Genomic DNA, 12,778 nt, shown 5'->3' on the forward strand with positions numbered 1-12,778 from the left:
ACGAGTCCGCCGTCGTCGTCACCCCCGCCCACCAGTACCCGCTCGGCGTGACACTCAGTCCCGCCGGCGCGTCGGCCTGGTGTCCTGGGCCAGGCGAACGGGCGGGTTCATCGTGGAGGACGACTACGACGGCGAGTTCCGTTACGACCGCCAGCCGGTCGGAGCGCTTCAGGGGATGGCTCCCGAACGGGTCCTGTATGTGGGCACCGCCAGCAAGATCCTCGCTCCCGGTTTGCGGCTGGCCTGGCTCGTCCTGCCCACCGGCCTCCTCACCTCGTTGTGGGAGGTCACGCGCCAGGACGAGTCCTACGTCAGCGTCATCGACCAGCTCGTCTTCGCCCGATTCATGCAAACCGGTGCCCTTGACCGCCACGTACGCCGCTGCCGGACCCGCTACCGTCGGCGCCGGGACCTGCTCGGCGAAGCCGTCGCCGGGCAACTGCCACATGCACGGCTCTCCGGCATCGCGGCCGGCCTGCACGCGGTACTCCGCCTTTCCCCAGGTTCGGATCAGGAGTCCGCACTGCTGGACTACCTGGCCGGACGAGGCATCCACGTCGAAGGCATCTCGCCCTTCTACCGCCAGCCGGCACAGGCACCCCTCGCCCTCGTCATCGGCTATGCGACCCCGGCCGATCACGCCTACAGCGGCGCTGTCAGCGCACTCACCACCGCCTTGCGGGAGCGCAGCAGACGCCTGCCCGCGGCCAGGACCAGACAGCCTTAACCGATCCTCTGGTCCCCGGCGGAGCATCCTTCAGCGGGCCGTATCGCCGGCGGTCACCTCCGAGAGCAGTCAGGGTGACTCGATCGGGCCGAGGGATCGCTTCAGCGGGACGTGGACCGGCGCCTGACTGCACCCCTCATCTGTCACCGACGCCGAAGAACGCACCCGCCGCACCGTCATGCGACGCCCGGCTCGCCGCATCCCATGACCTCACTGGCGAAGTCCACGCCGCCTGCGCCGAACTCCTCGAAGAGGATGCTGGCCACCGGCTGCGGATGCGCAGCGTCGGCGTCATCACCGCCGACCGAAGCGAGATGTCCGGCCCCGGCTCCGGCCGCTGCCGCAACGAGGAAGCCATCGCCGCCATGGCCGACGTCCGCGCAGGCCGCTTGACAAAGCTGGAAGCGTCCTGCGGATCAGGAGGAGTTCTGCGGTCCGCCCCAGGGGTTCAGATCTCCAGGGACACCAGAGCGCCCTCGACGCCGTCGCACATGCGCCGCACCTGAACGAGAACTGGTTCCCGCGCGGTGGAGTGCCCGGTGAGCACGCGATCCAGCAGCCCTACCAGCCGAGCCCGGGAAGAGGACCCGACTGCTTGATCCCGCTGGTGTCGAAGCGGGCCTGGGGGGCGTCGGCGATGTCCGCCTTCGCGGGGTCCCAGATAGCGCTGGCCTGGAGCAGATCGGGCTTGCTCGCCGATACCCGATCTCATCAGCGGCAGGTCTCGGGTGAGCTGGTTGAGCGTCACACCGGCGGCCGACATGATGAGGCCGGCCTTCAGCACCAGTTTCCAGTGGTTCTTGATCACGCTGGACAACGACAGGTGGAGTCGTCCCATGATGCCGATCGCCTGCGCCTCGGCCGCGGGACCGGCCGGCGTGGGCCGCACCATGACGACGTACGCCGCCAGCGTCGCCAGGAGGCCGGCAAGGACGACGCAGAACATGGCCAGCAGGAAGGCCGCCGCCGAGCACTTGAGCGTGTTCCGCAGCCGGTCCTGTTGTTCTCCAGGGTCTGCAGGTGGCCGTCGAACTCGGCGACCTGTCGAGGAACGAGTCGTAGGCGCGTCCCTGCCAATCACCGGACTCGCCGATCTGCCGGGTGAGTCGCTGCAGTTCGTTGCGCACGTCGGTCATGGAAGGCGGACGGCGGCGGCGCTCAGGGGGAACGAGCCGGTGTGAAGCTTGGGGATCCGCAGCTCCAGATCGCCGGCGGTGGTGGTCGGCGTTCGAGGCCGGTGGCCGTTGCGCTGCGCATGGCGGTCCGGGGTCGCCGTGGTCGGCTCGGCTTCGATGAGGGCTTGGTAGATGGTCTGGGCGGAATGCCGGATGCGCTCGTCGCCTCGGAGTTCTTCAGCACCGAAAGAACCTCTAACAGGGCAAACTTGTCCAGGGCCATCGCGTTGGTTCTCCTCTGCGTGTCACTTGGCGGTTTCACGCAGAGACCCGCGCGATGGCCCTCGGACGTTGAAGGCGACACGCCGCTCGAGGCCGGATCTACACCAGTCGACGGGACGTAACCCCCGGTGTGTTGGTGTTCGGCACCCGCGTATCGGGTGCGACGAACCTTGTCAGGCGCCGGCTGTCAGATAGGGGTTGACGATCGGCTTGGTTCCGAGCCACACGCCGTCAGGGAAGCCTGCCGCGCCGCAGCGTTCCCTCGCGTCGGCCAGGGTCTGCGAGTTCTCGTAGGTGCGCGCGGCTTCCTCCGTTTCGGCCTCCAGGACCACTATCACCGTGTGATCGTGGTAGGCGTCGACGAAGGTGCCGGCCACTGTGAGGCCGTGCTCGCGGCGGGCCGCGTCGAGTTCGGGCTGGTAGAACCACTTGGCCCAGCGGTCGATGTCGAAGACTCGCTGCTTGATGAGCATGGTGCCCATGTCTGTGACTCCTAAAACGAAGGTTTGTTTTATTTAGCTTGCTGCGGCACGGATCGACTTGTCAAGAGGACGAACATTCGTTTTACTTTGACCATGCCCCGCGTCTCCGCCGAACATCTCGAGGCCCGCCGCCGCCAGATCATGGCCGCCGTCCGGCGGTGCGTCGGCCGCAAGGGCTTCGACTCCGTATCTGTCCAGGATGTTTTGGACGAGAGCGGATTGTCCGCCGGGGCTGTCTACCGCTACTTCTCCAGCAGGGAGGAGCTCGTCATCGCGGTGGCCGACGACATCCTCAGCAGCGTGCGCCTCACCTTTGAGCAGTCGTTGGCCCGGCGCCCGTTGCCCCCGTTGTCGGACCTTGTGGCCGAGGTGTTCACTCAGGAGTCCCCGATGGACGCCACGCCGGAGTCGAGCCGGCTCATGCTGCGTTTCTGGGCGGCGGCCGCCGACCAGGAAGCCCTCGGTAAGCGACTGGCCGACATGCTCGCCGAGGTCCGCGTCCTGTTTGCCGACATCGTCCGCACCTATCAGGAGCACGGGGAGATTGCCCGCGATGCCGATCCCATTGCCGTCGCCGACGTTCTGATCGGCGCCGTACACGGCTTTGTTGTCCGTTCTGCCTTCACCGAGGACGCCTCGATAGATGCCCTACGCCACGGTCTGCGGGCGCTGGGCGGATAACACCCGCCCATCAGCGAGGCGGCAGACCGTCCGTGGCGCCAGACCCTGACGAAAGACGAGCCGGCGGTCAGGGGATGCGCGTGGCATCCGGCAGCGATTAGGGGCGCGGCGATCCCGTCCACGGGGCCGTAGTGCTTGAAGGCGGTGACGGGGAGGGCTTCCTGCCGCTGATCCGGGCATGGAGCGCCCGTGTGCTGTAGTCGGCGGCGGCCCGCCGCATCCTCGAGCGTCGTGTCGCCGACACCCGCGCTGCGTGATGACGGCGGTAGCCCTGATCGCCCGCTCCGCGACGTGTGACCGCGGTGCGGCTTGAGCACCGAGGGCGTACAAGGCAGCGTCGAACTGTCTGCGGCTGCCGACCGGCAGAGCAGAGCCGAATGAGACACTGCCGCCAAGGCAGCCGATCTCCTCCAGGCTCATGGCCGCCAGAGGGCTCGCGTCTGCCTCTTCAGCGCGGCTGAGCAGCGCCGCGCACTCTTCTCCGTCATCACCATGAAATGACACTTGATATTGATACAACCCCGCATCGCGTGTCATGCTTGTCATATAAGCGTAGGCCAACAGTCGATGGCCTGCAGTTGTAGGCAGCATGTGGCCTCTCGGAAGGGTAGGGGAATGAGCGACTCTGACGGGCGCGAGCCCGGGTATGACGCCGACGTGCTCATCGTGGGGGCGGGCCCGGTGGGGCTCATGGCCGCTCATGAACTGGCGCGGCACGGCGTCTCCGCCCGCGTGGTGGAGAAGACGGATGAACGGTCCCCCTTGTCGAAGGCGTTGGTCATCCACGCCCGCACCCTGGAGATGCTGGACTTCGCAGGACTCGTGGACGAGTTCCTCCGCCGGGGATATCCCGCCCCGGGCATCGCGATCGGGCTGCGCCGTTCGGGCAAGCCGCTCCCGGTGAACCTCCAAGGCCTGGATACCCGCTACCCCTTCATGCTCGTCCTGCCGCAGCGGCAGACAGAGCAGATCCTGCTCGAAGCACTCCAGGACCGAGGTGTGCGGGTCGAGCAAGGAGCGGAACTCGTCGCCGTCGAGCAGTCCGACGACGACGTGAGAGCCACGGTGAGCGTGGACGGGCGAGAAGAGACCATCAGGGCCCGGTACCTGCTGGGCTGCGATGGTTCGCACAGTGCCGTGCGGCACCTGGCGGGGCTGCGCTTCGACGGCGAGCAGCTGGAGAGTCTGGTGCTGATCGGAGATGTGAAGGCCGACACCGAGTTCGTACGCTCTCGCATCACGAACTACACCTCGCCGCGTGGCTTCGTCTCGGTGCTGCCGTTTCTTGGTGAATACGTGCGGGTTTTCGCCATCGACTTCACCCGGCAGGATTTCCGTCGCGACGACACCCTGTGCCTGGAGGAGCTCCAGGACACCGTTGACGCCATCGCCCCCCTTCCCATCAGGTTGAGCGATCCCCGCTGGCTCACGCGTTACGTCGCCCACAGCCGGCAGGTCAACACGACGCGCAGGGCCCGGGTCTTCCTCGCGGGGGACTCCGCGCACGCCCACAGCCCGGCGGCGGGGCAGGGCATGAACACCGGTCTGCAGGACGCCGCCAACCTGAGCTGGAAGCTGGCCATGGTGCTGCGCGAGCAGGCTCCCCAGACGCTCCTGGACACCTACGACGAGGAGCGGCGGCCGATCCACGAGAGCGTCAGGCACGGGACCGACCTGATGTTCCGGGCATTCGCCTTGCGTAATCCCCTGCTCAAGCTCGCCCGCAACGCCGCGGCACGCTGCCTGATTCCGCGCTCACCGGTGCAGCGCCGGCTGGCCTCCAGCATCTCCGGCATCATGTTCGGCTATCGGCATACCCGGCTGGCGCGAGCCGGCAGGAGCGGCAACGGGTCGCTCGGCGTAGGCGACCGGATGCCGGACGCCGACCTGTGGATGGCGGGCCGGTCCTCGCTGCGGCTGCACGAGCTGCTGCGCAGCAGTGGTTACACGGTTCTGATGATCGCCGCTGCGGACCACCTGGCCGATGACCGCGAGCAGATCGTGGCGTTTCTGAGGAAGACCCAAAAGATGTACGGAGCCGCCGTACGCCCCTATCTCGTACTCGACGAGGGGGTGCTGGACCCGGAGGAGGTCGGCGTCCCGGTGCTCATCGACGTCAAGGGCCAACTGGTCGACAGGCTACGCAGGGGTCATGGCACGGTGGTGCTGGTGCGGCCCGACGGTCACCTCGCAGCTGTCGAGCCCCGCGGGCATGTGCCGGGGAGGATGACGGACGTCCTGGCTCCGTGGCTCATTCCACGCTCGGTCGTGAGCCCGGTAGGGCAGCGCTAGCGGCGATGCCATTGGCGATCTTCTACGTCGGAGCGACGAGGGTGTGGAAGTGACCGGCCCGGCGGCGCTTGGGGGTGGTGTTCGGCCGGTCACGCGGCGGATCGGGTTGCAGACCATGACGGTGAGCACGTGCTGGAGGTGCGACACCAGCGACCAGGCGGTCGACGCCATGCTGGCCGAACACCGCGGCCGCGGTGCACCACGGTCTCCAAAAACCCGGACCGGTTTGCCATGCGCGACACCGCGCAGGCGGTGTCAGAGGCACTCGTCCAGTGTGGAGTTGCGGCCGTAGCGAAACAGGCGCTGGCCCATCGCCACGACGTCTCCTTCCCGCAGTATCGGCGGGACCAGCTCGGGCAGGGCGACGTCAGCCCAGTCAACCCGCGCCTGAATGTCCTCAGGGTTCTCCAACGCAGCCTCGTGAACATCCGCGGCCAGTTCTGCCCAGATTGCGCCCTCGCTCAGGCCCTCGTACCGCCCTCCGGGCTCCGGCAGGCCACCGGCGGCTTGTGGGTCCCCGGTGAAACGAACCGCCGTCAGCCCTGGCACCTTCACCGTCAGGAAGGGATACAGGTCCTGCTCAAGTACGAGTTCCCCGTGCTGGTAGACCCTGGCGACGCACCAATCGGATGCAGCGGCCGCCCACGATCCGGTGCGAACGTAGAAAGACACAGCGGCATCGAGCTCCGGCACAGTGCTGCACACCTCGATGTGCTCCCAGCCGCCGCCACCTTGCCAGAAGGCACCCTCGAACATGGAGAAGCTCTGCATGCCGGCCTCCCGGTCGAGCAGGTGAACACCGGGATCCTAGCGATCCTTGCCGGCAGCCCGGCCGCGTGCGGCGCCTGTCCACTCTCGTGACGCTGACTGGCCAGGCGCCGCGACGTCATGGCGTCGATCACGTCCGGGCTGGTGCGAGGGCGACAGGTGAAGCGAGGATGTGGCGGATGGCTGCATCGATGAAGGCGGCGTCCACGGGATTGGCGCCACCGCCCGTAAGGTGGCCCCAGATGCCAGGGATCACGCGTACTTCGCCGTGAGGGATGTGGCGAACGGCGCGCATCTCGTCCTCCGGCGGGAAGTACAGGTCCTTCTCGGCGGGCAGGGCCAGGACCTTGGCCCGGATGGAGCCGAGAGCGCGTTCGATGTCGCCTTCCAGGCCGGGCGTGGTCGAGACGTCTGCGTCCTGCCACGTGCGCAGCATCGCGAGGAGATCGTTGGCATCCTGGTCGATGAAGTTGCTCTCCCAGAAGCCGGTCAGGAACTTCTCCAACGATGCGAACCCCAACTGCCGATACGTCTCCTCCCAGTAGAAGGCCTGGGAGAACCCCCATCCGGCGTACACCCGGGCGAACGCCCTGATTCCGGCCAGCGGTTGGGTCCGGTAGCGTCCGCCCTCGTAGGCGGCGTCCAAGGTGAGAGTGGCACGCAGGCTCTCGATGAAGACGGCGTTGTGCGGTGAGGTCCTGGGTGCCCCGCAGAAGGGAAGGGCTCGCTCCACCATGTCGGGATGGCTCACCGCCCATTGGTACGTCTGCAGCGCGCCCATGGAGCACCCGAGCACCAGCGCCAGCCGTTCGATGCCGAAGTGCTCGGTGATCAGGTGATGCTGGGCGCGGACGTTGTCGCGGATCGTCACCGAGGGAAAACTGGACCGGTCGTGAGGCGCCGGCGTGTTGGACGGCGACGAGGAGAGCCCGTTGCCGAACAAGTTCGGCACGATGATGAAGTACGTGCGCGGGTCGAGCGCTTTGCCAGGGCCGATGAGCCATTCGTTGGAGGTGTGGTCGCCGGCGAACCAGGTGGGAAAGAGCACGGCGTTCGTCCGCGCGCTGTTCAGCTCGCCATAGGTCTTGTACGCCAGCCGCGCCGGGTCGAGGACGGCGCCGCACTCGAGCTCGAAGGCCGGCAGGTCGATGATGTCATGCATGGTTTCCTCCCGATGGGGTGCACAGAGCGGCGATGTGGGAAAGGTGCTGTTCGTGTCCGGGCCGGCAGACGAGCTGGAGTCCGACAGGCAGGTCGTCCACGCTTCCCGCGGGAATGCTCAGCGCCGGCAGGCCCAGCAGGTTCCACGGGCTGGTCAGGGTGAGCAGAGCGTCACGTACGGCCACGGACGTGCCGCCCACGTGGAGCTGTCTGCGGCCGAGGTGCGGGGCGATGATGGGCACGGTCGGCAGCGCGAGCACCTGATGGTGCTCGAACAGCGTGTCGAGGGTGCCGGCGAGCCTGGTTCTGACCTTCAGGGCGCGTTCATACCGCCAGGGGGGAACCTCGGCTGCGGCGCGCAGGCGTTGCAGCACCTCGCGGTCGAACAGATGAGGGCGTTCGGCCATACGCTCTGCGTGGACGATCACCGCCTCACGGCTCTGAATGGCGATGAACGCCTCCTTCGCATCACTGATGTCGGCTGGCGGCAGCCGGAGCTCGGCGACGGGTCCGGTCGCGGACTCCAGCGCCTGGCGTGCCGTTCGGACCACGCGGGGATCGCAGGCGAAGAGGATGGTGGGATCGAGCCAGGCGATGCGGGGCAGGCTGCCCTCTGCCGGTGTGGTGAGGGAGGTGTCCTCGTTGGCGCTGCGCGCCGAAAGAGCCTGGTAGGCGATGAGGCAGTCCTGGCCGCGTCCTGCGAGCACGCCGAGGTGGTCCAGGGTGCGCGCCAGGGGGAAGACTCCGTCCAACGGGATCGTGCCGTACGCGGGTTTGAAGCCGGCGATCCCGCACAGCGCGGCAGGGATGCGCGATGAACCGCCGGTGTCTGTCCCGAGCGCGAACGGCACCATGCCCGCGGCCACGGCCACCGCGCTGCCTCCGCTGGAGCCGCCCGACATCCGGGTGGCGTCGCGCGGGTTGAGCGACGGGCCGGCGGCCGAGCGGTCGCCCGTCGGGCCGTAGGCGAATTCGTGGGTGGTGGTCTTGCCGACGATGACCGCTCCGGCCTGACGCAGGCGTCCGACACAGTCGGCGTCCGCGGTGGCGACATGTCCCGTGAAATGGTGTGAGCCCATGGTCGCGGGCAGGCCCGCGACCATGATGACGTCCTTGACCGCGGACGGAAGACCGTGCAGCGGCCCCCGGTCGATGCCGCGGGCCAGGTCGCGGTCGGCCTGCTCCGCCGCGGCCAGCGCGCCTGCCGCATCCACGGTGACGAAGGCGTTGAACAGGGGGTTCAAGGCCGCGATCGCATCGAGGGCGTGTCCGACGAGCTCCACCGACGTGACGCGTCCCGCGCGCAGGTCGTTCGCGAGCTCGGAGATGGTGCGGCCGGCGAAGTACCCGGGGTGGCCGAGGCGCACCCGCTCTTCAACGCCGGGCCCGGCCGGTGTCGGCATCAGATCCTTCCTGGTCATGAGGGGAAGCCGGGGATCAGATCAAGGAGAGGGATGAGCGCCGCCGTGCACACGGCCATCGTCGCGGTGTAGGCGACCATCGGCTGGACGTCGTCAGGCAGTCGCCGGGCCAGCGCCGCCGCGAGCGGGGGAGCGACGGCGGCGCCGATCACGGCTCCGGCCACGATCGACGGCACCGTGCCACCGAAGGCCAGCACGGTGGCCGGTGCCACCGAGACGATCGGCACGAACGTCGGGTACCAGCCGTGAGATGCCCACCGCCTGCTCCACAGCAGTACCCCGCAGGCCGCGGTCAGCAGTTGTGCCAGGAGCAACTGCGGGAGCAGTCCGCTGCCGTACGCGGGTGCGACGGGGTTGAGCAGGAAGTGCAGGACACAGCCCAGCAGCAGGAACGCTCCCGCCCATTCGTTGCCGTAGAAGTGTGCTTCGGTGAAGTCCGCGAGCATGCGTCGCACGACCCAGAAGGGCCCGTACCGGGCAGGTGGTCCGTCCGGATGGGACGCTCGCGTCACGCGCGGCGGGGGCAGCCAGGGCAAGCGCCGGCACAGCCAGAAGGCGGCCAGCCCGCCCAGGGACATGGCCAGGGTGCTTCCGGCCACGGGCGAGACGCCGAGCGGGCGGCAGACCAGGTTCACCAGGATCAGCGCGAGGGGCGTGACCAGCAGCACGCCGAGGATGGCGCCGGTCACCGCGACACGCCAGCCGGGTCCGTAAATGATCACCAGGGCGGGTGGGAGCGAGACCACCGGGGCAAAGGTGGGCTGCCAGTCGTGCAGGGTCCAGCCCCACAGCAGATTGCTGGCCAGCAGACCCATGCCGGCCGCCGCCAGGACCCATGGCCAGAGCTCACCCGTGCCGCAGGCCATGGCGAAGCCTTGCCACCGCCGGCCACGGCGTCGGGCGACATGAGCCAGCGCCGCCCCGGCGATCATGAGCAGGCCGCCGAGGAACGACTTCGCCAGGGTCGCCTCGGTGATGTCGCCGAGAATCCAGTACGCGTACCAGCTCGGATCGGAGTAGCGCAGCCCCCAGGAGGAATAACCCGGCAGCAGAGAAGGCAGCGCGGGCTGTAGCGCTGTGAGCCAGCCGGCGAACAGGGTCGCCGCACCGACCACCGCGGCGGCAGCGATCACGTGTCGCGCGCCCAGGTGGGCTCGTGCGATGGTGATGGCCATCAGCGCGGCATCGCCGGGCCCAGCGTGTAGCCGAGCATCGGGTCGTACAGGTCGGCTCGCCGGTCGCGGACCAGATCGTTGAGCTGGTTCCAGATCGGCGCGCTGCGCGCGGAGACGATGTCGATGTCGGCCATCAGGATGGTCTCCTCCTCGGCGCCTGCCATGCGGCCGATCGGCCAGCCGTTGGTGCCGGCGATGAGGGAGCAGCCCAGGAACCGCGCGCCGCGGTCCGTGCCGACCCGGTTGGCGGCGGCGATGAAGACGTTGTTCACGTGCGCGGCGGTCATGGTCAGGTACGCGGCCATGCAGCGACCGGCCTCGTCGAAGATCGGCGGGGGCGTCCAGACCCAGTTGTTGACGCTGCAGATGATGTCGGCTCCCTGCTGCGCCAGGAGCCTGGGCACCTCGGGGAACCAGATGTCCCAGCAGATCAGCAGCCCGATACGGCCGATCGAGGTCTCGAAGACCGGGAAGCCGACGTCGCCGGGGGTGAACCACAGCTTCTCCCGGTTCCACAGGTGGGCTTTGCGGTAATGGCCGATGTAGCCGTCGGGCCCTACCAGGACGGCGGTGTCGTAGAGCCGCATCCCGTCGCGTTCGGCGAGACCACCGACGAGGTGGACCCCATGCTCGCGGCTGAAGGACTCCCATGCCTTCACCGTCGCCCCGTCCGGAACTCCTTCGGCGTGCTCGTATGCCTCGAAGCGGTCGCGGAAGCTGTATCCGGTGGTCGCCAGTTCCGGCAGCACGATGAGTGTCGCCCCGTCCTGGACCGCGCGGGTGGCGAATGAAAGGGCGCGTTCAGCATTGGCCTTGTGGTTGTCCAGGCCCACTTGAGGGTCGAACTGGACCACCGCCACTCGGGCGGGGCTGGCTGGAGGGTCCGTCGCATCGGTCATTTTCAGGTTCCTTCCCTAACCCAAACGTTTGGGCCAAACGTTTGGGTTAGCATGAACCTCGTTCTCGCGTGCCGTCAAGAGGACGCTAGCGTTGGCAAGTGATCGGAAAGCGAGGCTTCGTGGCTGAGTCCAAAGCGCGCCAGGTAACCCTGCGCTCCATCGCCGACCAGCTCGGACTGCACGTCTCCACGGTCTCCCGCGTCCTGAACGGGCGCGCCGACGACGGCGCCCGGGCGGCCTCAGGGGACACCGCCACACGCATCCGCCGCCTGGCCCAGGAGCTGGGATACCAGCCCGACCCGCATGGCAGCGGCCTGCGGACAGGGCGCAGCAAGCTCGTGGGAGTCCTGGTGCCACGGTTGTCCGACCTCGTGCTGGCGATGATTTACGAGGGCATCGACGAGGCGGCCGGAGAGCTCGGGCTGACCACCATCACCGCCAACAGCCGCGACGATGACAAGACGCGGCGGGTGCGTACCAAGATGCTGCTCGCCCGCAGGGTGGAGGGACTGATCTTCGGCGACGCCAGCCTGGACAGTGGGTTCCTTGACGAGCTGGCCGCGGACGGCGGGAAGTTCGTCCTGGTCAACCGGCGTGCCGGAGAGCACCCCTCGGTCACCGCCGACGACCTGCTGGGCGGACGGCTGGCCGCCGAGCACCTGCTCGGCTTGGGCCACACCGACGTGGCGGTGATCGCGGGGGAGCCCTACGCGAGCACGGGAGCTGACCGCACCGCCGGCTTCGTCGGCCTCTACCGAGATCGTGGCTTGCCCGCGCCACGGGTGGTGCACTCGCCGTTCGACACCGCCGGAGGACGCCTGGCCGCCGAGCGGCTGCTCGCCGACCCGAACCGGCCGACCGCGATCTTCGCGGTCAACGACTTCGCGGCCATCGGCGCCATGGGCGCGGCACGCGACCATGGCCTCACCGTGGGAACCGACATCTCGATCATGGGTTACAACGACACACCGCTGGCTGCTGAGCTGCCCGTCCCGCTGACAAGCGTCTCCGTGCCCATGCGCGATATGGGACGCAGAGCCCTGCAGATGCTGACCCGGCTCCTGTTCGGAGGGGAGGTGCGATCGGAGCGTCTGCCTCCGGTCCTCGCCGCCCGCGCCTCCACAGCCAGAATCCGCCCGGCAGCCCTATGACGGGAAGGTGCCCTCGCGCAACGGCCGGCCACGAGCGGCAGGCACCGTTGCTGGTCGCAGGCCTACGCGCACAGCGCTCACGGCTGCCCATGCGTCGCTCGTGCGGCCGCGTCGTGGGAGGACGAGGCTCCGGGTACAGATTCTTCTTGGTCGTTGGGCCCTTACCGGAGGGCCTCTTCACTTGTTCGGCTCTGACACGCCGTTGATAGCACCTCGAGACAGGCCCTCACAGCAAGACGCCGGCAGCCATGGCCCGAACAGCGCAGTGCCCGTCGGCGAGCAGCACGACCACGGTGGCGGCGAGGGCCGTCACCCTCGCCGCCACCTCCCTCATCACCCGCCGGTGCGGAAAGGACACGCCGATGGCCTTGGGCAGCGTGACCTGCTCGTCCGCCGCAGCGGACGCGTCCGGCGGATCGGGCGCTCCGGGAAGCGCCGGGGCAGGCGCCGTTCGCACCACGTTCTCGGCGAGCCCGTCATCCATCCGTCGTCCATCCGTCATCGTCGTCTTGCCGCTTCCGGCGAGACAAGGTTAGGGGTGGCGTCGCGCGGCCGAATCCGTCATGTGACTGGTTGACCCTGACCGCCGTCGTATCGGTACCGAGTCATTGACGGGGCGATCGA

General features: G+C 68.3%; 12 protein-coding genes and 1 pseudogene. 4 read left to right on the forward strand and 9 right to left on the reverse strand.

The window, feature by feature from the left end; all coding sequences use genetic code 11:
• Window positions 1–112: 112 nt before the first annotated feature.
• Window positions 113–727, forward strand: coding sequence for an aminotransferase-like domain-containing protein (locus KIS93_RS64660; protein ID WP_246005205.1), 615 nt, complete (start codon window positions 113–115; stop codon window positions 725–727).
• A gap of 448 nt (window positions 728–1,175) precedes the next feature.
• Here the strand turns inward: KIS93_RS64660 and KIS93_RS05520 are convergent, their stop codons facing one another.
• The 3 genes and pseudogenes from KIS93_RS05520 to KIS93_RS05530 all read right to left on the reverse strand — a co-directional run bounded on the left by KIS93_RS05520 (window position 1,176) and on the right by KIS93_RS05530 (window position 2,606).
• Entirely contained in the window at window positions 1,176–1,673 is a 498-nt protein-coding gene (locus KIS93_RS05520; protein ID WP_186403866.1) for a hypothetical protein, read from the reverse strand.
• Between the two features lie 219 nt (window positions 1,674–1,892).
• Window positions 1,893–2,125 (reverse strand): annotated as a pseudogene (locus KIS93_RS05525) (transposase); the annotation flags it as partial.
• A 172-nt stretch (window positions 2,126–2,297) separates the two neighbouring features.
• Window positions 2,298–2,606 (reverse strand): hypothetical protein, encoded by a 309-nt coding sequence (locus KIS93_RS05530; RefSeq protein WP_168018245.1) that lies wholly within the window; start codon window positions 2,604–2,606, stop codon window positions 2,298–2,300.
• A 93-nt stretch (window positions 2,607–2,699) separates the two neighbouring features.
• Here KIS93_RS05530 and KIS93_RS05535 point away from each other — a divergent pair, with 93 nt between their 5' ends.
• Together KIS93_RS05535 and KIS93_RS05540 are read left to right on the forward strand one after the other, a co-directional pair.
• Window positions 2,700–3,287: a TetR/AcrR family transcriptional regulator gene (locus KIS93_RS05535; RefSeq protein ID WP_186403867.1), complete on the forward strand. Its 588-nt coding sequence runs from the start codon at window positions 2,700–2,702 to the stop codon at window positions 3,285–3,287.
• A 615-nt stretch (window positions 3,288–3,902) separates the two neighbouring features.
• A complete protein-coding gene (locus KIS93_RS05540; RefSeq protein ID WP_281261947.1) occupies window positions 3,903–5,579 on the forward strand; it encodes an FAD-dependent monooxygenase in 1,677 nt (558 codons plus the stop codon).
• Between the two features lie 255 nt (window positions 5,580–5,834).
• Here KIS93_RS05540 and KIS93_RS05545 read toward each other — a convergent pair whose 3' ends face one another.
• The 5 genes from KIS93_RS05545 to KIS93_RS05565 all read right to left on the reverse strand — a co-directional run bounded on the left by KIS93_RS05545 (window position 5,835) and on the right by KIS93_RS05565 (window position 11,003).
• On the reverse strand, window positions 5,835–6,350 hold the full coding sequence (locus KIS93_RS05545; RefSeq protein ID WP_186403869.1) for a hypothetical protein: 516 nt from the start codon (window positions 6,348–6,350) through the stop codon (window positions 5,835–5,837).
• Window positions 6,351–6,477: 127 nt separating this feature from the next.
• Window positions 6,478–7,509 (reverse strand): alpha/beta fold hydrolase, encoded by a 1,032-nt coding sequence (locus KIS93_RS05550; protein WP_186403870.1) that lies wholly within the window; start codon window positions 7,507–7,509, stop codon window positions 6,478–6,480.
• Window positions 7,502–8,929 carry an amidase gene (locus tag KIS93_RS05555; protein WP_246005206.1) on the reverse strand — a complete coding sequence of 476 codons (1,428 nt, stop codon included), beginning with the start codon at window positions 8,927–8,929 and terminating at the stop codon, window positions 7,502–7,504. Before KIS93_RS05555 ends, KIS93_RS05550 begins: the two co-directional genes overlap by 8 nt.
• Window positions 8,926–10,104 (reverse strand): hypothetical protein, encoded by a 1,179-nt coding sequence (locus KIS93_RS05560; RefSeq protein WP_186403871.1) that lies wholly within the window; start codon window positions 10,102–10,104, stop codon window positions 8,926–8,928. Before KIS93_RS05560 ends, KIS93_RS05555 begins: the two co-directional genes overlap by 4 nt.
• Window positions 10,104–11,003, reverse strand: a complete 900-nt coding sequence (locus tag KIS93_RS05565; RefSeq protein ID WP_186403872.1) for a nitrilase family protein — start codon at window positions 11,001–11,003, stop codon at window positions 10,104–10,106. Before KIS93_RS05565 ends, KIS93_RS05560 begins: the two co-directional genes overlap by 1 nt.
• A gap of 119 nt (window positions 11,004–11,122) precedes the next feature.
• Between KIS93_RS05565 and KIS93_RS05570 the strand changes: the two genes are divergently transcribed.
• Window positions 11,123–12,154, forward strand: a complete 1,032-nt coding sequence (locus tag KIS93_RS05570; protein WP_186403873.1) for a LacI family DNA-binding transcriptional regulator — start codon at window positions 11,123–11,125, stop codon at window positions 12,152–12,154.
• 226 nt (window positions 12,155–12,380) lie between these two features.
• Here the strand turns inward: KIS93_RS05570 and KIS93_RS05575 are convergent, their stop codons facing one another.
• Window positions 12,381–12,638 (reverse strand): hypothetical protein, encoded by a 258-nt coding sequence (locus KIS93_RS05575; RefSeq protein ID WP_186403874.1) that lies wholly within the window; start codon window positions 12,636–12,638, stop codon window positions 12,381–12,383.
• Window positions 12,639–12,778 lie beyond the last annotated feature (140 nt).

This window comes from [Actinomadura] parvosata subsp. kistnae, assembly GCF_900323885.1.
In the GTDB taxonomy this organism is placed as follows: Bacteria; Actinomycetota; Actinomycetes; order Streptosporangiales; family Streptosporangiaceae; genus Nonomuraea; species Nonomuraea composti.